This window comes from Pseudomonas sp. BF-RE-21 (genome assembly GCF_019947305.1).
GTDB lineage: Bacteria > Pseudomonadota > Gammaproteobacteria > Pseudomonadales > Pseudomonadaceae > Aquipseudomonas > Aquipseudomonas migulae.
On the sequence record NZ_JAGYGF010000031.1, the window covers coordinates 22,367 to 43,586 of the forward strand.

Consider the following 21,220-nt stretch of genomic DNA (forward strand, 5'->3'; position numbering starts at 1 on the left):
GCAATCTCGGAAAAAGCTAATTGCACCAGCGGTAATGATCATTTTGTCACTTGCCAAGGCGCCTCCGGTTGCGAACTGCTGGCCAGACCGCGCCAGCCGCCCTCGGCGTTGATCAGGCGTTGTGCGGCGGCGCGCAGGGCAGAACGATCGATGTCCAGAATGGCTTGGGGAAGCTGCGCCAGATAATCCGACGAGTGGCCGGCCAGCTTGCCCTGCCAGAGCAGTTCGGCGGCCTGGGCGACGGGCAACGCAGCGATCTGGAATTGATCGGCCAAGGCCTGACGCTGGGCAACGAAGGTCGCCTCGTCGATGCCGTCGATCATTGCGGGCACGTCGTTCAGAAAGTCTTCCATGTGTTGCAGCAGGTTCAGAGGCGCGACGCTCGGTGATTGCACGCCGAACAGAACACCCGTCTGCCCATGGACCTGACGCAGCGCACTGAACACCGCATAACCCAGTTGCAACTCAACACGAAGACGCTGGTAGAACGGTGTCTGACAAATATGCGCGAGCAAACGCCACGCAGCTTCGTCAGAGATTTCCTGCGTGGCCGTCGGACAGAACAGCAACAGCGCGTGTTCGCTGGAACCGGTGTCGACGGCGGTCCACAGACGCTGCCCGTTGATCGAGGACGGCGGCGACGGTTGAGTGTCCGCAATGCCGGGCACGCGACTCAGGGCGAACCCCATCGCTGCTTGAGTCTGTGCCGACAACCCGTTTGCCAAACCTTCCCAGCGCGCCGTCGACCACAGCTGCTGCAAGTCATCAGCGACTGAGCTTTGCTCAAGGCAATGATCAGGCAGCGCTTTCAGCAGTTGTTTAATCGGTATCAACGCGGCGCTTTTCGGTTCTTCCTGTGAGAAACCGGCGTCAGGGTTTGTCAGCTCTTTCAGCGCATGTTCGAGGACGGTCGGCATCGACTCTTGCAGCCCCGTCATTTTCAGTAGCCATTCATTTCCTGAAGCGCTGAAGGAAACGTCGACGCCTGCCTGACGGGCATCCTCGCGCAGCGGCTGCAGGCGATTTTCCAGACCCTGCTGATGGCGGGGTTGAGGTCTGGACTCTAATCGCCAGCGCAGATAAATCGCGCCTTCAGCGCTGTTGTCCGGCAGGGCTAGGCTGAATTGCATCGGCGAGTTTTCGCGACGGCTGCGCGAGCGGTCCTGCGCGAATGTCCGCAGGCCACGGTGTTTGCTGGTCTGGCCGCGAATCAGTCCGGCATTTGAGGGTGGCGCCTCGGTGCGCAAGAACGGATTCGGTGTCGGCAGTTGCCATTCACCGCTGAAGTTATCCACAGCGCCGATTTTCTTCAGGATGTCCTTGAGCGCTACAACGCCTTGCTCGGATAACCCGGTTTCAAGCTGTTCGCTGTCGAGTCGGGCCAGCTGCATAGCACTGCTGACTTGTTGCTGGCGCTGAAGCACGGCAGCGTACTCGTCACGCAGAAGGGCCCAATCTTGTTGAGCAGCAAAAAAGCCCAGCCAATCCAGGAGCTTCTCGCTCAGGATGCTCGCCGACGCGGTCGTTGTGAATTCAACGTGCAGCACGGCCTGTCCGGCAAATTGATACAGCGGCTTGGCATTCAGATGCTCAGCCAAACCACATTCGCGCAATACAGTCAGCAGCCCGCCGGGTTTCGCGGCGTTCAACCAATGGCACAGAAACGCCAATGCTTCGGTCGACGCATTGGGCAGTGCTTCGAAGGTAAACAGCAGATCCTGCCGACGCTCGCCAGCCTGTTGATAACTTGCGACTGAAGACTCCATCAGCGGCACAGGAGCCTGTTGTGGGAGGTTTTCTCCCTGGGAAATCACCGCGCCGAACGTCAGCGCCATTTGCTTCAACTCTTCGATACTTTGCGGGCCGGCCAGGCTCAGCGTCATCTGTCCGGTCTGATAAAACCGCTGATGGAAATCCTGCAGCGCTTGCTGAAACTCCGGTTGCTGCACGGGCAGGCTGTCGCGGTTGCCGGCATGAAAGCCGCGCAACGGATGAGTCGGCGAAAGCCCATCGAACAACGCCAGTTGCTGCTGTGCCGTAGGATCCTGCGACCAGGCGACAAACTCCGCGTGCAGCACTTCCCGTTCCCGCAACTGATCGTCCAGATTCATACGCGGATGAGCGAGCATGTCTGACAGACGCTGCAGTCCTCCGTTGAAAACTTGAGGCGGCAATTCGAAAAAGAAGTCGGTGGTGCGCTCGCTGGTCCGTGCATTCACCTGCCCGCCATGACCTTGTACGTAGGCCATCAGCCCTTGTTCCGCAGGAAAACGCTCGGTACCGAGAAACAACAGGTGCTCAAGAAAATGCGCCAGGCCTGGCCATGCCAATGGCACGTCATGACTGCCCGCGGCGACCCGCAACGCGGCCGCACAACGCTTCAGATTCGGGGCATGACGCAGCGTCACCCGCAGGCCGTTGGCCAGGGTTTCAGTGTGAGGGCGAGGGGGATTCAGCGCAGGCATGAGCACTTCCAGAACAGGGAAGCGCTAATGCTAGCGGATTACTGGGTGTCAGCGCTTGCTCAGCTCGCCGTAAAGCTCGGGGCGGCGATCGAGGAAGTAACGATTGGCGGCGCGGGAATCGATCATCAACTGGCGATCCAGCTCACCGACAATCAGCGCTTCATCGAGGCCCGCCTGAGCGATGCGGTTGCCATCCGGTGCGGCGATGCTGCTCTGGCCGCAGTAGTGGATGTCGCCTTCGTTGCCGCAGTAATTGGCATACGCCACGTAACACTGGTTTTCGAAGGCGCGGGCGCGGACGGTGACGTCGGCGATGAAGTCGTAAGGAATCATGTTCGCTGTCGGCACCAGAATCAGCTCGGCGCCGGCCAGGGCCAGACGCCGCGCGTTCTCCGGGAACTCCATGTCGTAGCAAATCAGGAAACCGAGCTTCCAGCCGTTGAGCTCCACCAGCGGAAAATCATCCTGGCCGGCGCTGAACATCGAGTGATCGAGGTCGCCGAACAGGTGAGTCTTGCGGTAGTTGCACAGGCGTTCGCCATTGGCGTCGATCAGTTGCACGGCGTTGTAGATCTGCCCGTCTCCGGTGCGCTCGGGATAGCCATACAAAATGGCGATCCCCGCGGTCTTGGCAATGCGCGCGATCTGCTGCGCCGACTCTCCGTTGTGCACCTCTGCCAAGACACTGACGGCATCGACGCCGATGTTGTAGCCGGTCAGGAACATCTCCGGCAGCACCAGCAAATCGGCGCCTTTGGCCTCCAGCGCCAGTTGATGCAGGCGTTGCAAATTGCCGGCGACGTCCAGAGGCAGCGGTGGACATTGGTAAAGGGCTACGCGCATTTCGAACTCCTTTTACTCGGGCAGGGCGATCGGACCGATCTCGTTGAACACATCTCCTGGACCCGGGTTCTCGGCGTGAGTTTCACCGCCGAAGTGTTTCATGATGCCCCACACCGCATTGAGCGAGGTCTGCACCGCGCCTTCGACCCACGCCGGTGTCCACGAAACGTCATCGCCGGCGATGAAAATCCCGCGCTGTTCGGCCGGCATATCAGCCTGCATGAAGTGCGCGTACATGCGCTGGTTGTAGCGGTAGTGACCGGGCAACGCGCCTTTGAATGCGCCAAGGAAATGCGGGTCGGCTTCCCACGACACGGTGATCGGATCGCCGATGATTCGCGCGGCGATGTCGACTTTCGGGTAGATCTTTTTCAGCGCGTTCAACGCCAGTTCGACGCGTTTTTCCACCGGGTGTGGAAGCATTTTCAACGCATCGCTCATCCACGAGTACGACAGGCAAATCACGCCCGGCTTGTCGTCGCCGTTGTCGAACAGATAGGTGCCGCGGGTCAGGCGATCGGTGAGGGTCATGCTCATCAAGTCGCGGCCGGTTTCCGGATCCTTGTCCTTCCAGAACGGGCGGTCGACCATCACGAAGGTTTTCGACGATTGCATGTAGCGGGTGCGGTCGAGGGCCATCCACATCTTTTGCGAGAACAGGGTTTCGTCGCACTCGATCTGGGTGGTCAGCAGCCAGCTCTGGCAGGTGGTCAGCACCGCCGCGTACTCGCGGGTATCGCCGTTGTTATCGGTGACCGCAAAACGGCCGTCCGCGGCGTGAGCGATTTTTTTGACCCCGGAGCGTGGTGCGCCCCTGTGCAGCGACTTGAGGCTGGTGCCTTCGGGCCAGTGCACGCAACGTTCCGGCGCATGGCGCCAGATGCCTTGCGGCACTTGTTCGACGCCGCCGACGACCAGGTGTTGGTGATCGTCGCAGTTAGTCATCACTACGCGGAAGATTTCCAGCATCGAGTTCGGGAAGTCCGAGTCCCAGCCACCGGTGCCGAAACCAACCTGGCCGAATACTTCGCGGTGATGGAACGACAGCTTGGCGAAGGCTTCGGAGGTGGCGACAAAGTCGTAGAAGGTGCGGTCGTCCCACAGCGGAACCAGGGTGTTCCACAACTCTTTGAGGCGCGGCACGTCACGGTCGCGGATCGCTTGCTGGATATCGGAGAACTGTGAGCCGGCTTCCAGTGCATCCGCCCACGCGTCAGCCACTTCCTGGAACAGTGCCGGCAGATCCGCCAGTTTCTGTGCGTAATGGGTTTTGCCTTCCAGGTCGATGACGGTGCTGCCAGAGGCAGGGGTCAGCGGATTGGGAAAGGGTTTGGTCTCGAGGCCGAGCTTGTCGACGTAGTGGTAAAACGCGGTGGACGACACCGGGAAGCGCATGCCGCCCAGTTCGGCGACGATGCCATCGGTCCCGTTGAACGCCTGCGAGCGCAGACGGCCGCCCAATTTCGAGGCTTCATAGACGACGGGCTTGAGGCCCAGTTTCATCAGTTCGTAGGCCGCGACCAAACCGGCGATACCGGCGCCGACAATCGCTACTTCGGCGCCGTGGTTGTGCGCAGGAATGCTGCCGAGGCCGGCCGGGTGTTCGATCCAGTCGTCGAAAGCGAAAGGAAAGTCCGGGCCAAAAATGGTGACTGGTTTTTTACCGTCTGCAGGATGGCGATTGTTCTTGTTCATGGCTGACCTTGCTGGCGACCGGACGCGGGGTGCGCGTCTGAGTATAGGAAAAGATGGCAGCCATTCTAGAGAGCGTAGAACACGTTAATAAGACGCAATGTGTCGTCGTTTTGCTAATTAATTGAGCAAAATGACGAGCTGTTGCTACACACCGTCCAGTGTGGGAGCGAGCCTGCTCGCGATGACGGAGTGTCAGTCGACATTGATAGTGATGGGTAAATCGATTCGCCGGCAAGCCAGTCTCGCTCCCACCTTGGCCGGCGTTAAACCGGCTGGCCGCGATCTATCTTGCTGCTGAGAATGATCGACGTGGTCGTCTTCTCCACCCCGTCCACACTGCCGATCTGATCCAGCAACTGATCCAGTTGCTCCGGCGAATCAGTGCGCAGCCACGCCACATAATCAAATTCGCCACTCACTGCACACAACTGCTGAACCTGAGCCATCGCACTCAAGCGCCGCAACACTTCCTTGCCAGAGCGCGGTTGCACCGTGATCCCGACGTACGCCTGCAATCCGCCGTCCACCACACGCTGGCCCAAGCGCACGCCGTAACCGGTGATGACCCTGGCCTTCTCCAGACGCGACAGCCGTGACGTCACGGTGGTGCGGGCGATGCCCAATTGCCGGGCGAGCATGGCCACGCTTTCGCGGGCATTGATTTGCAGGGCCGCGATCAATTGGCGGTCGATTTCGTCAAGAACGGGCGGGCGAGTGTCAGGCAATGGTCGTCTCCAGCAACACAAATCAATGGGTCAGCATGTTACAGCACCGCTCGCATACCGGATGTTTGATCTAGCCTCAGTACCGTTCATGCCATTTTTACCTGCGACAATTTGCCATAAGTAACTAGGTAGTACATTATTCCGCGCTTGTCACAAATGGGGAAAATTACCGACATGAATAATTCTGGGGCTGCCGGCGGCGGCAAATGGTTGCTGTCGGGGCTGGGTGTCCTGATTGCGTTGATCGGACTCGGCCTGGCCGGTGGCGGCGGTTATCTGGTCTCGCTGGGTGGCAGCTGGTATTTCCTGCTGATGGGCCTGGCGATGCTGGTGTCCGGGCTGATGATCGCCCGTCGCAAGCCGCAAGGTGCGTGGCTGTATGGCGTGGCGCTGATTCTTACCGCGATCTGGGCCGTATGGGACACTGGTTTCGAATACTGGCCACTGGTCTCGCGCGTGCTGACCTTCGCCGTGATCGGCGTGGTCGTTGCGCTGATCTATCCGACGCTGGTCCATGCTTCAGGCGCGACTGCCGGCCGTGGCGCTTATGGCCTCGCCGGTATCCTGGGTGTCGGCGTTGTCGCAACGATGGCCTACATGTTCGTGCCGACCCATGTGGTCAAGGCCAGCATTGAACCGGCTGTTACGCCGGTCGCTCCGGGTACCGAGCAGAAAGACTGGGCCCATTGGGGCAACACCACCGCAGGCAACCGCTTTGCCGCGCTGGACCAGATCAACAAAGGCAACATCGACAAGTTGCAGGTGGCGTGGACCTTCCGCACCGGCGACATCCCGCAAAGCACCGGCGCTGGCGCTGAAGACCAGAACACCCCGCTGCAAATCGGCGACACGGTCTACACCTGCACCGCTTACGGCAAAGTCTTCGCGCTGGACGTCGACACCGGCGCCCAACGCTGGAAGTTCGACCCGCAAGGTACTGCGCCAAACTGGCAGCGTTGCCGTGGCCTGGGTTACTCCGAAACCCCTGCGTCTTCGGACATCCAGCCGACTGCCTGTACGAAACGTCTGTTTCTGCCGACCGGCGATGCCCGTCTGATCGCGATCAATGCCGAGACCGGCAAGCCGTGTGAAGAGTTTGGCAACAAAGGCACGGTCGATCTGACCACCGACATGGGTGAAGTGAAGCCCGGTTACTACCAGCAAACCTCGACCCCGCTGGTCGCAGGTGACGTGGTGATCGTCGGTGGCCGTGTGGCCGACAACTACTCCACCGGTGAACCGCCAGGCGTGGTCCGCGCTTACGATGTACGCAGCGGTGAACTGGTGTGGGCGTGGGATCCGGGCAATCCGAACACCACCAAACGTCCACCGGCTGGTGAGACCTACACCCGTGGCACACCAAACGTCTGGTCGGCGATGTCCTACGACGCCAGACTCGGTCTGGTCTACTTGCCCACCGGCAACGCCACGCCAGACTTCTTTGGCGGCCAACGCACGGCATTCGATGACAAGTGGAGCTCGTCCATCGTCGCCATCGACGTGAAGACCGGTCAGGTGCGCTGGCACTTCCAGACCACCCATCACGACCTGTGGGACTTCGACCTGCCGGCTCAACCGTTGTTGTACGACGTGCCGGACGACAAGGGCGGCCTGCAGCCAGCCTTGGCGCAAGTCACCAAACAAGGCGAGATCTTCCTGCTCAACCGCGAAACCGGCGTGCCGATCGCGCGCGTCGAAGAGCGCCCGGTTCCGCAAGGTAGTGTGCCCGGCGAACGCTATTCGCCCACCCAGCCGTTCTCGGTGGACATGCCGTCCATCGGCAACAAGACCCTGACCGAAGCCGACATGTGGGGCGCCACGCCGTTTGACCAGTTGATGTGCCGCATCCAGTTCAAAGGCATGCGCCACGAAGGCGTCTACACCCCACCGGGCATGGACCGCGCGCTGCAATTCCCGGGCTCGTTGGGTGGTATGAACTGGGGCAGCGTCTCGGTAGATCCAAACACGAACTACATGTTCGTCAACGACATGCGCCTGGGCCTGGCCAACTACATGATCCCGCGCAACAAGATCGCCGCCGGGGCCAGCGGTATCGAAATGGGCGTCGTGCCACAGGAAGGCACACCGTTCGGGGCGATGCGCGAACGCTTCCTCTCGGCGGTGGGCATTCCGTGCCAGAAGCCGCCGTTCGGCACCATGTCCGCCATCGACCTCAAGACCCACAAACTGATGTGGCAAGTTCCGGTCGGCACCGTGCAAGACACCGGTCCGCTGGGCATCCGCATGCATTTGCAGATTCCGATTGGCATGCCGACCCTCGGTGCTTCCCTGGCCACCCAGTCCGGCCTGTTGTTCTTCGCCGGCACCCAGGATTTCTACCTGCGGGCGTTCGATACGGGTAACGGGAATGAGATCTGGAAGTCGCGTTTGCCGGTGGGTAGCCAGTCGGGTCCGATGACGTATGTTTCGCCGAAAACCGGTAAGCAGTACATCCTGCTGACGGTGGGCGGTGCGCGTCAGTCGACGGATCGTGGGGATTACGTGATTGCGTATGCCTTGCCTGAGTAAAGGCTGAATCGCACGTACGAAAAAGCCGCGCGATTGCGCGGCTTTTTCATTTTTGAAATTACTCCGTTATCTGCCAGAACGGGTCTTGGTGCCACTCCTGTGGAAATCCCATTGCTCGCTGATTCAGACTGGGAAATTCCTGCATCAGCTCTAGTAAACGGCGATCCCAATGGGTGTGTGGGCTCACTTGGTGCATCAAGTGTTTAAGGATGCACAAAACCGAAAAAATTCGCGGATGCTGTCCCTGTTGAAGTAATGCCTGTGGCCATTGAAAACTGGTTTTCTTAGGCAGTTCCGGTCGTATCCCCAGCTCCCGATTCCACAGCCGCGCGTGATGGGCGCAAATGTTGCGAATGGTGGTCAGGGTATGCAGCCACGACTGCAGCAGAGGTGCAGGTAATGCAAGGTACTTGGCGATAACTTTCTTGTCTGCATCGCGGGCAAGTCCCTTGTACAGGTGAGAAAGATCTCCCAGGGTCAGCTCTTCCAGCATGGCCCATCCGGGCATCAGTGACGGCTGGTCGTACGTTACCGGATAGTGCCGGGCATAGCTTTCTTTCGCACGTTGCCGCTTAAGGTGATCTTTACGCCGGGTATCGGTTTGCAGGCGGTCTATCCGTTGGCATTCCTTTTCGTAATCGCGTTTGGCGGTGTTTTGCTTGGTGCGTATGGTCTCCATCAATCGAGCATGGTCATAGGTGTGCTGAAATAGCCGGACTTCCATGTACCAATGCCCGCCGTGAGTAGGGCCCATGTGGTTACTGATCAATGAACGAACGGCAACTTCGACACGCTCGATGGCATCCATTGCAAGTAGGCGCAGCCTGCGGTCGAACTCATAGAGCGTGGTCAGTTCACGAAATTCGGAACCCTTGCGGAAAGGGTGATCTTGAGCGTCTGCATGCTGAAACGTACGCATGTAAGGTGTGAGGCGGAAGAAGCTGACAGCTTGCAGGAAGTACCGTGCTCGAGCCTCATCCTGGATTTGCAGGCCACGTTGCTTGAGCAGTTCGATTTGGGCAGTGATGTCGATCGCCGGTTTACCAAAGACTCTCATGCCCTAAAAACTCCGGGCAAAAAAAACCCGCTCAATTTGTGCTTGGCTGCTGACGCAACTATAGGCATGGCGGGTGTGTTGCGGCGAAGACTAGGTAGAACCGCTTCGCTTTGCAAGTTTTTTGCTGAAAGGTCGATAAGCGGATAGGCCAGGTTTTGCATGAGGAATCTCGCTGTTTTTGTTGACGAGGAACCTTGTCTTTTTCAGGTTTTGAGACTGATTGTACTAGTTGCAAACACAGGCCCGAGCTCGATAGGTCACGTAACTGGGCCTATAAGAATAGAGCTTCAACAACTTGGGAATCTTCCTACTTCGCTCGACAAAATGGACACTAACAGTCAGTCATAGTCGAATTCGAAGAGTGCGGGGCGATGGAAATGACAACGAAGATGTCTCCCGCTATACGGGATCACGCATTACAGATCGCCCATCACGAAATGGGCCACTACGTCGTGGCCCGCGCTTTGGGGTTTGCAACCGGCGGCGTGACTCTGTCCGTGACCATGGATTTGCGCCATCAAGGGGGCGCTGCCATTACCCTGGCGCGCCCGATTTCATCGATTGACGCAATGAAAGCGCACGTGGAAGCCCGAATAATGGTCCTGATGGCTGGCGCCATGGGGCAGACACTGTCTTCGACACATCGGTCCGGGAATCGCGTCGACAAGACGAAAGCCGTCACCATCCTGAAAGGTGCGCTGGGGGCGGAACAGGATTATGCAAAAGTAAAAGAGCTTCAGCATTTGCTGCGCAACATCACCTGTCCCGATACGGACCCTGCGTCATCTGACCGTATTGCGGCTGAGCTTCAAGCGATGACTGATCGCATGTGGGGCCGGACTCAAGCAATCGTCGAGGATCTGGCGGACACGATTACCGAATTGGGGCGCGTGTTGGTCGACGCCATGGTCATCGTGGAGCAGTGGGGCAGGGCGGCGGATACGTATGAGGTGGTGTTTACGCGTGAGATGCTTGAGCGGTTGCGGCCAGTGCAGGCCATTCCGGCGTTGGGTGTTTCGGCGTAAGACAACGCACCACCGATCATCCTGTGAAAGCCCCGAATTCTCGGGGCTCATTCCACGGCCCATCGGCCGTTATTTTTTGGACTTCGTATCGGTGCGATCAGGTCCGCGCTCCAGCACCTTCATCACATCATCGACCACGGCCTTGCTCATCGACGTCAGGTAATGCGCGGCCCAGGCGTGGCGGTCGGTGTCTTTGGCGTAGGCGGCGTCCATGGTCAGCTCCTTGGCGAGGTACAACAGATTTGAGGCCTGAGCTAGAGCATCGGCGAGGGGGACGCCACTACTGACATGGAACAGCGGTTGGTTTGAGCAGTAGATGAAGGGGGTGAGGCCGATGGTTTTCAGTTCTGAGGGGTGGGGCGGATTTGTTTGGGGCATGGTTTTACTCCAGGGTTCCAGGAGCTGCCATTTTTCGTTACCACACGAAAAGGTGGCAGCTGTACGCAGGGTGGTAAACCGGGAACCAAGGAAACCGGCACGCCCGAGGGCGTCCCACGCACAGCCGCCATATCAAGAATTCAGGCCTGAAAACTACCTTCGTTCGTAATGCGTGCATTAGTGCGCTGGTTTCGCCGGGTTACCACACCCGATCACTGCATTTGCAGCGACGTCCGGAGACTATCCCGTCGAAGAACAGCGCAACAAGGCATCAAAGTGCCCACAAAACACGATTCGGAGTTTGCCTACAAGGTCTGCGGACGTCATCCGATATTGCGCCACCTGAAGTAAACAAAACCAAACGCCATTCACGCAAAAGCCGCGCATTGCGCGGCTTTCTTGTTTGGACGGTTTCGATGTCGCTGGGCAAGTTGGGCTTTATGCTGCTGTGCGGTAAGGACTGGTTGCGGCGACCTGGTTCGACCAAACGCTAGGGACAGAAACGAAAAAAGACGCCATAGGCGTCTTCTACGATTCGGTAAAGCAGATCCGGACACCACTTACGAACCGCCTTGCGCGGTTACGGCTTTCGCCGCTGGGAAGCGCTCAATCTCATCCGGTCAGTCGCTTCGACGAGTCAAATCTAATGAAAGTTGATATTCACGTCAATCATTAAGTCTGACGAAAGCCGCGCAGTGCGCGGTTTTCTTGTTTGGTGGGCCCACACGGACTTGAACCGTGGACCAAAGGATTATGAGTCCTCTGCTCTAACCAACTGAGCTATAGGCCCTCAGTAGGCCGCGGATTATAGCGACGGTTTCTCGGCTGTGCTATCCGAAAAATCCGATACGGCTATACGAAGAAACGTCGCGGCGAATTCGTCCGCCCGCAACGGCAAGCTGACGATGTAGCCCTGAATCTGTTCGCAGCCTTCTTCGGCGAGAAATAGTTGCTGCGCCAGAGTCTCGACACCTTCGGCTATCACGGTGAATTGCATGCTGCGGCCCAGCGCGATGATGGCGCGAACGATTGCCGCATCGTGGGGATCATCCGGCAGGCCGCGGACAAAAGACTGGTCGATCTTGAGAATATCCAGCGGCAGGCGTTTGAGGTAGCTCAGGGAGGAATAGCCCGTGCCGAAGTCGTCGATGGCCAGTTGCACACCCAGGTGTTTGAGTTGATGCAGCACCGCCAGCGCTTCCTCGGCCTGGCTCATGATGAAGTTCTCGGTAATTTCCAGTTGCAATAACCCGGGCTGAAGACCGTTGTCCTTGAGCAGTTGTTCGATCCGGCCGAGCAGGTTGGGTTGACGAAGTTGTGCGCCTGCGAGGTTGACCGACAGCGGGCCGAGGCATTCATAGGTCTGATTCCATTCGTACATCTGCCGACATGCGGTCTCGAGCACCCAGTCGCCGATTTGCAGGATCATCCCGTTCTCTTCGGCCAGCGGAATGAAGTGCTCTGGCGGCACGGCACCGAAGGTCGGGTGATGCCAGCGGATCAGCGCTTCGGCCCCGACAAGGCGATGGTCCTCCAGGCTGATTTTGGGCTGGTAACACAGGGACAGCTCATTGCGCTCGATGGCACGGCGCAGTTCGTGCTCCAGTGCGACGCGCTCGCTGGCCTGGGCGGTCAGGTCGCGGGTATAGCTTTCGACCCGGTTGCGGCCCTTGGCCTTGGAGCGATACATCGCCGCGTCGGCGTTTTTGACCAGCGTGGCGACGTCACAGCCGTCTTTGGGATACAGGCTGGTGCCGATGCTGGCACTGATGAAGAACTCATGCTCGCCCGCCTGGAATGGCGCGCTGAAGCAGTTGAGCAACTTGGTTGCGATATTGTCGGCGTCGGTGGATTGCTGCAGGCCCGGTAGCAGGATGATGAACTCGTCGCCGCCCAGTCGCGCCACGGTGTCGATATCACGCAACTGCTCCTTCAGACGCACGGCGATGCCCTTGAGCAGCAGGTCGCCGACCGGGTGGCCGAGGCTGTCGTTGATGTGTTTGAACCGGTCCAGGTCGAGGAACAACACCGCGCCCTGGCCGCCGTTTTCCTGCTGGTTGTTGAGCGCGGTCAGCAGCCGGCTTTCGAACAGTGTGCGGTTGGGCAGGCCGGTGAGCGGGTCGTGGTGCGCCTGATAATCGAGTTTGGCTTGCGCGTGCTTCAGGCTGGAAATGTCCGCGAACACGGCAACAAAGTGGGTGATGAACTTGTCGCGGTTGCGCACGGCGCTGATGGTCAGCCAGCTCGGGTACAACTCGCCGTTTTTGCGCCGGTTGGAAATCTCGCCCTGCCAATGGCCTTCGGCGGTCAGTTGATGCCACATCGCCGCGTAGAAAGCGCTGTCATGCAGGCCCGAGGCTAGCAGGCGCGGGGTGTGGCCCAGTGCTTCGCTTTCGCTGTAGCCGGTAATTTCGGTAAACGCGCGATTGACCGCGCTGATGTGTTGCTGCGTGTCGGTGATCAAAACCCCCTCGGCGGTGCTCTCGAACACCGTCGCGGCTTGTTGCAGTTTTTCCTGCATCAGGTGTCGCTCGGTGATGTCCCGGGCGATGGTCAGCATGCAGTCTTCATCGCCGATCGGCAGCGGCCGGCTGGACACCTCGCAGAGGCGGATCTGCCCGTCGCTGCGGCGGATATGGCAACTGAAGTCACGGACGAAACCGTCCCGGTGCAGCAGGTCGAGCATCTGTTTGCGTTCGTTGAGGTTGACCCAGATCCCCAACTCAAGCGCCGAACGATCCACCGACATCGCACTGTTGAAACCGGTAATGCGGCTGAAGCCTTCGTTGACCTCCAGCAGCAAGCCATCGCTCTGCCGGGACAGCAGCAAACCGTCGGGGGACGCGTGGAAGGCTTTGGCGAATTTCTCTTCGGACGTTTGCAGCTGTTGCTGGGTTTCCTTGAGCTTGCTGATATCGCGCACAACCACCACCAGCGCCGGGGTCGTGTCGAGGTCGAAAGGTTCGGCGGAGATCAGGCCGGTAAACACTTGGCCATTGCTGCGGCGAAAGGGCATCTCCAGGTTGCGGATGCTGCCGGCCTGCAAGCGTTGCAACAGGCCTGGCCCAACGCCGGGTATGCCCCAGATGTTCAGGTCGGTGGCGGTCTGACCGATGACTTCCTCGGCTTTGAGACCAATTTGCTCCTCGAACGCTTCGTTGACCTCCAGCAGGCAGCCATCCGACAGCCGTGCAATGACCAGAATGTCCGGGCATTGCTGGAACACCGAGGCAAACTTCTGCTCCGACAGGCGCAACGCCTCTTCGGTGCGCTTGGTTTCGCTGATGTCGATCATCAACCCGCGCATCACCGGCTCATGACCGTGCTCGATCAGGCTGACGATGTCGCGCACCCACAGGCAACGGCCGTCGGCGGTGATGACCCGGTAATCGAGGCTGTGATCGCGCCCGGCCAGGACCTCGTGATCGCAGAAGGTCTGGGCGCGGGTCAGGTCGGCGGGGTGGATGATGTTGCGCCAGAACCCCGGAATCAGCCAATGGGACAGGGGATAACCAAGCAATTCTTCGGCGTGGGGCGACACATAGCTGTAGGTGAAATCGGTGATCCGCGCTTCCCAGGCAATGGCCGAAAGGCTCTCCACCAGCCCGCGATAATGGTATTCGCTGCTGCGCAGTTCCTGTTCAAGGTCGACGCGGCGGGAGATTTCCGAACTCAGTCGGCGATTGATCCGGATGACCACCGCCAGCACGGTGATCAGCAACAGCAACCCCGGCAGGCCGTAAACGATCAGATCGGACCAGAAGGTTCGATGATCGAGGACGTTACCGACCCAATGTTCCTGGATGGCGCTGATTTCTGCCGGTGTCATGTCCGCCAGGACTTTGTCGAGGATGCCGACCAGAATCTTCTTGTTCTGAGGCACGCCCATGGCCAGTTGATAGCGATAGGGTGTCTCGCCGCTGACATAGAGCCCATCGAGCTTGAGTTGGCGCAGGCTCCAGACGCTGGAAGCGAGATCGCCGACCACCGCGTCCACTTCATCGGTCGCCAGTGCCTGCAAGGCTGAACTGACGTTGGGCATGCCCACAAGGTTCAGGTCGGGGTGGTGAGTGCGCAGCAGTTCATGAGGCGCGTAGTTTTCCACCACGGCGATTTTCAGACCGTACAACTCTTCAAGCTTGTGCGGTTGAGCGCCTCCGACGTGGGCAAGGATGACGATCGGAAAGTCGAGGTAGGGGCGCGTAAACGCCAGGTATTTCTGACGCTCCGGGGTCGACATGATGCCCGGCAACAGGTCCAGTTTCGCTTGTTTGGCCTGCTCAAGCACAGCCGTCCAGCTCACAGGCTCGATGGGCGTGAGCTTGATGGCCAGGCGTTGGCGAATCAGGTCGATGTAATCCGCCGCAAGGCCCTGATAGCGGCCCTGATCGTCACGAAACTCAAAGGGTGGCCATGACGCATCGACACCCAAGCGTAAGTCAGGGTGGGCCGTCAACCAGCTACGTTCTTCGTCGGTCAGAGTCAGCGCGCCAGCCGTTGCGGTCCAGGTCATCAGCGACAGCAAAAAAAGCACGGTCGGCAGTCTGGGCATAACGGTCTCGTTATGGCTCGGGGGAATGTTTCGAGTGTAGACGGGCAATTCGGCGGGAGGGAAGTGCGGGGGATTTAATCTGCATAAAGCAAAACCCCCGGCCTGGGCCGGGGGTTTTGTGATCACTCGTCGAGGAAGGAGCGCAGATGCTCGCTTCTCGTCGGGTGGCGCAGCTTGCGCAGCGCCTTGGCTTCGATCTGACGAATCCGTTCACGGGTCACGTCGAACTGCTTACCAACCTCTTCAAGCGTGTGGTCGGTATTCATGTCGATACCGAAGCGCATGCGCAGAACCTTGGCTTCACGGGCAGTGAGGCCGGACAGGACTTCGCGAGTCGCTTCTTTAAGGCTCTCAACGGTAGCAACATCGATTGGCGACTGCATGGTCGAGTCTTCGATGAAGTCACCCAGATGGGAGTCTTCGTCATCACCGATCGGGGTTTCCATGGAGATCGGCTCTTTAGCGATCTTCAATACCTTGCGGATCTTGTCCTCAGGCATTTCCATGCGTTCGCCCAGCTCTTCCGGGGTCGGTTCGCGACCCATTTCCTGCAACATCTGCCGGGAAATACGGTTGAGCTTGTTGATCGTCTCGATCATGTGCACCGGAATACGGATGGTGCGGGCCTGGTCGGCGATCGAGCGAGTGATCGCCTGACGGATCCACCAGGTGGCATAAGTCGAGAATTTGTAGCCGCGGCGGTATTCGAACTTGTCTACCGCTTTCATCAAACCGATGTTGCCTTCCTGGATCAGATCGAGGAATTGCAGGCCACGGTTGGTGTACTTCTTGGCGATGGAGATCACCAGACGCAAGTTCGCTTCGACCATCTCTTTCTTCGCGCGGCGGGCCTTGGCCTCACCGATCGACATGCGACGGTTGATGTCCTTGATCTCGGCGATCGTCAAACCTGTTTCGGTTTCCAGCGCGGTCAGCTTCTGCTGGCAACGAATGATGTCCGGCTGCAGGCGACCAATGGCTTCAGCATATTTGCTTTTGCCTTTGGCCAGAGCATCGCTCCAGCTTTCGTCAACTTCGTTGCCCGGGAACTGGCGCAGGAAGTCGGCACGCGGCATACGGGCATCACGCACGCACAATTGCATGATCGCGCGCTCTTGCTGACGCAGACGATCCAGGGCACTGCGAACACGCTCGACCAGGCCTTCGAATTGCTTCGGCACCAGTTTGATCGGCATGAACAGCTCAGCCAGGGCCAACAGTTCAGCGATAGCTGCCTTATTGTTGCGACCGTGCTTTTTCAGAGCCTTGCGGGTGATTTCCATCTGATCAGCGACAGCGCCAAAACGCTGTGCGGCGATGATCGGATCCGGACCGCTTTCGGCTTCTTCTTCGTCATCCGAAGCTTCGGCGTCATCGTCGTCGGTATCGTCGTCCGCTTTCACGGCTTTCGGATCGACTGGCGGCGGCACTTCTGCAGCAGGCGGCGCAATGCCGTCGTCCGGGTCGATATAACCGCTCAGGACGTCGGACAGGCGACCACCTTCGGTGGTGACGCGAGTGTATTCGGAGAGAATATGGTCAACCGTGCCAGGGAAGTGCGCGATTGCGCCCATCACTTCGCGGATGCCTTCTTCAATACGTTTGGCGATTTCGATTTCGCCTTCACGTGTCAGGAGCTCTACCGTACCCATTTCGCGCATGTACATGCGCACCGGGTCGGTGGTGCGACCGATGTCGGTTTCGACCGCTGCCAACGCTGCTGCTGCCTCTTCGGCCGCGGCTTCGTCGGTATCGGCGTCGGCCAGCATAAGGGAATCCTTATCTGGCGCAACCTCGAATACGTTGATCCCCATGTCATTGATCATGCGGATGATGTCTTCCACCTGTTCCGGATCTGAAATATCCTCCGGCAGGTGGTCGTTGACCTCCGCGTAAGTCAGGTAGCCCTGCTCACGACCAAGTGTGATCAACTCTTTGATACGAGACTGCTGTTGCGCTTTTCCGGACATAACACCCTATCCACTGAAGGTCTTGGCGGGCAAAAAACAAGCCGAGGATTATACCTGAGCTATGACCTCACGCGCCAGTTGAGGTCGGGTTTGGTACAGTCATATTGCGTTTTAATAGGTCGCGCATCTGATTTGCGATCTGATTTGCTTCCTCTGCGGTCAATCCCGGCTGTCTTGCTTTTCTGATAAGTGCTTCCAGGCTATCGGTGTGTTGACCGGCTGATAGCCTAGTAATGGTGTCTAAAAACTGTTGTTCAAGGTTGCCGCCTTCAATCAGCCATTCCTTTTCCGCCAATGCTTTGAGAAGGCGTCCCTGCTCCGTCCCATGCCAGCGGGCCATTAACTGAATTGAGTTTAGCTTAGGATTTTTTTGCACGGCCTCGATAAGGGCTACCAGCAATTGCGCGTAGGTGTTGCTCTCATTGGCGAAGTGATCGGCGGTTTCTACCCTGCCAGCCAGTTCCGGATGATGAATGAGCGTGCGAAGCGCAATCAGGGTCGGGGCTTCCACGGCAATCGGTGTGCGCGGGGCGCTTTGTTGATCGCGATCACCGCCACGCTTGCCATTTTTGTCCCACGGTTTCTTGTCCCATTTCTTGCCGCCGGCGCCGGGTTTCTTCGGCGTCCATTCCTGCTGCGGCACGTACATCTCTTGTGCCTGCGGCTGATGGTAATCGCTGTAATCCGGCATCGCGTCGTAATCGATGCCCGGATCATAAGCGGGCGGCGCGTCCTGAGGTGCGCTTTGCACCAGCTGGGTCACCGCTTCGCCGCTGAGCCCGGTGATTTCGGACAGGCGCTTCCGCATGAGGATCCGCAGGTTCGCGCCCGGAACCTTGTCGATCAGCGGCGCCGCGAGGGTGGCCATGTGGGCCTTGCCTTCGAGCGAGCGCGGGTCCGATTCCTCGGTCAGTTGCTGGAAAAAGTAGTCTGCCAATGGCTGCGCGTGCTGGTTGATCCGCGCGCGGAACGCATCGGTGCCTTCGGAGCGGACCAGCGTATCCGGGTCTTCGCCCTCGGGCAGAAACAGGAAGCGCGCCCGTCGCCCGTCTTGCAGGCAGGGCAGGGTGGCTTCCAGTGCTCGCCATGCGGCGTTACGGCCAGCCTGGTCGCCGTCGAAGCAGAACAAAACGTTGGGCACGACGCGAAACAGACGCTTCAAGTGCTCTTCGCTGGTGGCGGTGCCGAGTGTGGCGACGGCATTGCGCAGGCCTTGCTGGGCGAGGGCGATGACGTCCATGTAGCCTTCGACGACGATGATTTCGTCGAGGTTACGGTTGTTTTTGCGTGCTTCATAAAGGCCGTAGAGTTCCTGGCCCTTATGGAATACCGGGGTTTCCGGTGAGTTCAGGTATTTCGGTTTGTCATCGCCCAGCACCCGTCCACCAAAAGCAATGATGCGGCCGCGGCTGTCTCGGATCGGAAACATCACGCGATCGCGGAAGCGGTCGTAGCGCTTGCCGGTTTCGGCGTTTTCGATCAGCAGGCCGGCATCGACCATGGCTTTCTGTTGCAGCGTGTCGCTGCTCAGGTGCTTGAACAGATTGTCCCAGCCGGGCGGAGCGAAACCGAGGCCGAAGTCCCGGGCGATCTCGCCCGTCAACCCGCGACCCTTCAAGTAATCCACCGCGGCTTTGCGCGACGGATGGCTTTTCAGTGCCTGGCGATAGAAATCGGCGGCGGCAGTGAGCAGCGGGTAAAGCGGCGAATCGGTCGGCTGCCGCGGTTTGTGCGGCCGGCCGCTTTCTTCGCGGGGGATTTCCATGCCGGCGGCTTTGGCCAGTTCTTCGACAGCCTGGATGAAGTCCAGGTTGTCGTGGTCCATCATGAAGCCGAGGGCGTTACCGCCAGCACCGCAGCCGAAGCAGTAATAGAACTGCTTGTCGGGGCTGACGCTGAAAGACGGGGTTTTTTCTTTGTGGAACGGGCAGCAGGCAGTGTAGTTCTTGCCGGCCTTTTTCAGTTGCAGGCGCGAGCTGACCACATCGACGATGTCGGTGCGGTTCAGAAGGTCGTCAATGAAGCTCTGGGGAATTAGCCCGGCCATGGCGGTCTCGTCATCTGCGCTGAAATGGACCCAAAACGAAGGGCCGGCGAACGCGGGTCATTGCTTGAGGCGCGCAAAGTGTGCGGCTCGACCAGTGTCGTCTGCGTAATCGCTGTCGGGAAGTGTATCTGCCGAAAATCCACTGACGTTAATACCAATCAGTATTCGACTATTTGAAAGTGTTTCGCTGAATCCGCTGCGGCCAGTCGATGGCCTCGGATAGCTCATAAGCGGGCACGCAAGAAGGTGCCTTGGGCTGATCGTCGTGAGAGGAATCAGTGGGTGTGCTCGTCAGTAGCCTTGGAAGGCTCGTCAGAAAAGACGTGCACCGCTGGCAAAAGAGCCAGGTCTGACGCTGTGAAGCAGGTTTGTCTCGGTCGCGTCTGCGGCTTTGACGGTGAAGCATCAAGCGTTGTCCGCAAATGCCATTAGCCCGGCTGAGGGCCGGGCTTGGCAGAAGCTTGCTACGAACGTCTGTGTATTAGTACAGACGAACGGCGCGGCGCTGTTCGCGCTGAACTTTCTTGGCGTGACGCTTAACAGCGGCTGCTGCTTTGCGCTTACGCTCAGAAGTTGGCTTCTCGTAAAATTCGCGGCTACGAACTTCAGCCAGTACACCGGCTTTTTCGCAGGAGCGCTTGAAACGACGCAGAGCTACGTCGAAGGGTTCGTTCTCTTTTACTTTGACGGCTGGCATCCAGAGCTACCTTCATTCATTACCGGGGTCAACATCCTCGCGGCAAAAGAGCACTTGAAGACGTCGGTTTTTAAGGGTTGCGGATGTTAACCCCTCATCGCTCGGAATGCAAAGCCTCTGATCGAAAACCGCTAGTCGGGGCATCACATGGCGACTATTATGCGCGCCTTCGAATTCAGCCTAAACAAGGCGCAAACCCATGCTAGTACTGGGATTAGAAACCTCCTGCGACGAAACCGGTGTCGCATTATATGACAGTGAACGCGGCTTGCTGGCCGACGCGCTGTTCAGCCAGATCGACCTGCATCGCGCCTATGGTGGCGTGGTGCCGGAGCTGGCTTCGCGTGACCACGTCAAACGCATGCTGCCCTTGATTCGTCAGGTGTTGGCCGAGGCGGGCTGCGTGCCCACCGAGATCGACGCGATCGCCTATACCGCGGGTCCGGGGCTGGTCGGGGCGCTGCTGGTCGGTGCTTCCTGCGCTCAGGCGCTGGCCTTTGCCTGGGGCATTCCGGCGCTCGGCGTGCACCACATGGAAGGCCATTTGCTGGCGCCGATGCTGGAGTCGCAACCGCCGGAATTCCCGTTCGTCGCTTTGTTGGTGTCGGGCGGTCATACGCAGCTGGTTCAGGTCGACGGGATCGGTCAATACACGCTCTTGGGCGAAACCCTCGACGATGCTGCCGGTGAAGCCTTCGACAAGACCGCGAAGATGATGGGGCTGAATTATCCGGGCGGTCCGGAAATCGCTCGTCTGGCGGAGCAAGGCGTTGCAGGACGTTTCACTTTTCCGCGTCCGATGTGCGACCGTCCGGGCCTGGCTTTCAGCTTCAGTGGCCTGAAAACCTTCGCCCTCAACACCTGGCAGCAGAGCGTCAGCGCCGGGGACGACAGCGAGCAAGCCCGTCGCGACATCGCGCTGGCGTTCCAGCAGGCCGTGGTGGAGACTTTGACCATCAAGTGCAAGCGCGCCCTGAAACAGGCGGGCATGAAGCGTCTGGTCATCGCAGGGGGCGTCAGTGCCAACAAGGCGCTGCGCTCTTCACTGGAAAAAATGCTCGGCGACATGAAGGGCGACGTGTTTTACGCCCGTCCGGAGTTCTGCACCGACAATGGCGCAATGATTGCGTTTGCCGGCTGCCAGCGCTTGCAGGCCGGTCAACACGAAAGTCTGGCGATCAGCGTGCAGGCTCGCTGGCCGATGGAGCAATTGTCAGGGCTGTGATGAACGGCGCTC

General features: G+C 59.0%; 13 protein-coding genes and 1 tRNA gene. 3 read left to right on the forward strand and 11 right to left on the reverse strand.

Features of this window, described 5'->3' with window-relative positions; all coding sequences use genetic code 11:
* Nucleotides 1-38 precede the first annotated feature (38 nt).
* The 4 genes from pqqF to KGB25_RS19315 all read right to left on the reverse strand — a co-directional run bounded on the left by pqqF (nt 39) and on the right by KGB25_RS19315 (nt 5,728).
* A complete protein-coding gene (gene pqqF, locus KGB25_RS19300; protein WP_223436267.1) occupies nt 39-2,465 on the reverse strand; it encodes a pyrroloquinoline quinone biosynthesis protein PqqF in 2,427 nt (808 codons plus the stop codon).
* A gap of 48 nt (nt 2,466-2,513) precedes the next feature.
* Nucleotides 2,514-3,308, reverse strand: coding sequence for a carbon-nitrogen hydrolase family protein (locus KGB25_RS19305; protein ID WP_223436269.1), 795 nt, complete (start codon nt 3,306-3,308; stop codon nt 2,514-2,516).
* A 12-nt stretch (nt 3,309-3,320) separates the two neighbouring features.
* The gene (locus KGB25_RS19310; RefSeq protein ID WP_008027019.1) at nt 3,321-5,003 is read right to left on the reverse strand and encodes a flavin monoamine oxidase family protein; all 1,683 of its coding nucleotides are present in this window, start codon (nt 5,001-5,003) and stop codon (nt 3,321-3,323) included.
* Nucleotides 5,004-5,266: 263 nt separating this feature from the next.
* Nucleotides 5,267-5,728: an Lrp/AsnC family transcriptional regulator gene (locus tag KGB25_RS19315; RefSeq protein WP_008027020.1), complete on the reverse strand. Its 462-nt coding sequence runs from the start codon at nt 5,726-5,728 to the stop codon at nt 5,267-5,269.
* A gap of 174 nt (nt 5,729-5,902) precedes the next feature.
* Here KGB25_RS19315 and KGB25_RS19320 point away from each other — a divergent pair, with 174 nt between their 5' ends.
* Nucleotides 5,903-8,257 carry a glucose/quinate/shikimate family membrane-bound PQQ-dependent dehydrogenase gene (locus KGB25_RS19320; protein WP_223436270.1) on the forward strand — a complete coding sequence of 785 codons (2,355 nt, stop codon included), beginning with the start codon at nt 5,903-5,905 and terminating at the stop codon, nt 8,255-8,257.
* A gap of 58 nt (nt 8,258-8,315) precedes the next feature.
* Here KGB25_RS19320 and KGB25_RS19325 read toward each other — a convergent pair whose 3' ends face one another.
* Nucleotides 8,316-9,314, reverse strand: coding sequence for an Abi family protein (locus tag KGB25_RS19325; protein WP_223436272.1), 999 nt, complete (start codon nt 9,312-9,314; stop codon nt 8,316-8,318).
* Nucleotides 9,315-9,691: 377 nt separating this feature from the next.
* Between KGB25_RS19325 and KGB25_RS19330 the strand changes: the two genes are divergently transcribed.
* A complete protein-coding gene (locus tag KGB25_RS19330; protein ID WP_223436294.1) occupies nt 9,692-10,339 on the forward strand; it encodes a peptidase M41 in 648 nt (215 codons plus the stop codon).
* A 69-nt stretch (nt 10,340-10,408) separates the two neighbouring features.
* Here the strand turns inward: KGB25_RS19330 and KGB25_RS19335 are convergent, their stop codons facing one another.
* The 6 genes from KGB25_RS19335 to rpsU form a co-directional block, all read right to left on the reverse strand.
* Nucleotides 10,409-10,717, reverse strand: coding sequence for a DUF3077 domain-containing protein (locus KGB25_RS19335; protein WP_223436274.1), 309 nt, complete (start codon nt 10,715-10,717; stop codon nt 10,409-10,411).
* A gap of 713 nt (nt 10,718-11,430) precedes the next feature.
* Nucleotides 11,431-11,507, reverse strand: a tRNA-Ile gene (locus tag KGB25_RS19340).
* 15 nt (nt 11,508-11,522) lie between these two features.
* Nucleotides 11,523-15,269, reverse strand: coding sequence for a bifunctional diguanylate cyclase/phosphodiesterase (locus tag KGB25_RS19345; RefSeq protein WP_008027034.1), 3,747 nt, complete (start codon nt 15,267-15,269; stop codon nt 11,523-11,525).
* A gap of 122 nt (nt 15,270-15,391) precedes the next feature.
* Nucleotides 15,392-17,239, reverse strand: coding sequence for an RNA polymerase sigma factor RpoD (rpoD, locus tag KGB25_RS19350; RefSeq protein WP_008027035.1), 1,848 nt, complete (start codon nt 17,237-17,239; stop codon nt 15,392-15,394).
* A 67-nt stretch (nt 17,240-17,306) separates the two neighbouring features.
* Nucleotides 17,307-19,286 (reverse strand): DNA primase, encoded by a 1,980-nt coding sequence (gene dnaG / locus KGB25_RS19355; protein ID WP_223436277.1) that lies wholly within the window; start codon nt 19,284-19,286, stop codon nt 17,307-17,309.
* 481 nt (nt 19,287-19,767) lie between these two features.
* Entirely contained in the window at nt 19,768-19,983 is a 216-nt protein-coding gene (gene rpsU / locus KGB25_RS19360) for a 30S ribosomal protein S21 (RefSeq protein WP_002551877.1), read from the reverse strand.
* Nucleotides 19,984-20,182: 199 nt separating this feature from the next.
* Between rpsU and tsaD the strand changes: the two genes are divergently transcribed.
* Nucleotides 20,183-21,208, forward strand: a complete 1,026-nt coding sequence (gene tsaD / locus KGB25_RS19365) for a tRNA (adenosine(37)-N6)-threonylcarbamoyltransferase complex transferase subunit TsaD (RefSeq protein WP_223436279.1) — start codon at nt 20,183-20,185, stop codon at nt 21,206-21,208.
* The last annotated feature ends 12 nt before the right edge of the window (nt 21,209-21,220 follow it).

What these genes read in the sequence shown, in the direction of transcription:
- KGB25_RS19305 (WP_223436269.1), bottom strand. Translation starts at nt 3,308, where the DNA reads ATGCGCGTAGCCCTTTACCAATGTCCACCGCTGCCTCTGGACGTCGCC.
- tsaD (WP_223436279.1), top strand. Translation starts at nt 20,183, where the DNA reads ATGCTAGTACTGGGATTAGAAACCTCCTGCGACGAAACCGGTGTCGCA.
- KGB25_RS19310 (WP_008027019.1), bottom strand. Translation starts at nt 5,003, where the DNA reads ATGAACAAGAACAATCGCCATCCTGCAGACGGTAAAAAACCAGTCACC.
- KGB25_RS19330 (WP_223436294.1), top strand. Translation starts at nt 9,692, where the DNA reads ATGACAACGAAGATGTCTCCCGCTATACGGGATCACGCATTACAGATC.
- KGB25_RS19335 (WP_223436274.1), bottom strand. Translation starts at nt 10,717, where the DNA reads ATGCCCCAAACAAATCCGCCCCACCCCTCAGAACTGAAAACCATCGGC.
- rpoD (WP_008027035.1), bottom strand. Translation starts at nt 17,239, where the DNA reads ATGTCCGGAAAAGCGCAACAGCAGTCTCGTATCAAAGAGTTGATCACA.
- pqqF (WP_223436267.1), bottom strand. Translation starts at nt 2,465, where the DNA reads ATGCCTGCGCTGAATCCCCCTCGCCCTCACACTGAAACCCTGGCCAAC.
- KGB25_RS19345 (WP_008027034.1), bottom strand. Translation starts at nt 15,269, where the DNA reads ATGCCCAGACTGCCGACCGTGCTTTTTTTGCTGTCGCTGATGACCTGG.
- dnaG (WP_223436277.1), bottom strand. Translation starts at nt 19,286, where the DNA reads ATGGCCGGGCTAATTCCCCAGAGCTTCATTGACGACCTTCTGAACCGC.
- rpsU (WP_002551877.1), bottom strand. Translation starts at nt 19,983, where the DNA reads ATGCCAGCCGTCAAAGTAAAAGAGAACGAACCCTTCGACGTAGCTCTG.
- KGB25_RS19325 (WP_223436272.1), bottom strand. Translation starts at nt 9,314, where the DNA reads ATGAGAGTCTTTGGTAAACCGGCGATCGACATCACTGCCCAAATCGAA.
- KGB25_RS19320 (WP_223436270.1), top strand. Translation starts at nt 5,903, where the DNA reads ATGAATAATTCTGGGGCTGCCGGCGGCGGCAAATGGTTGCTGTCGGGG.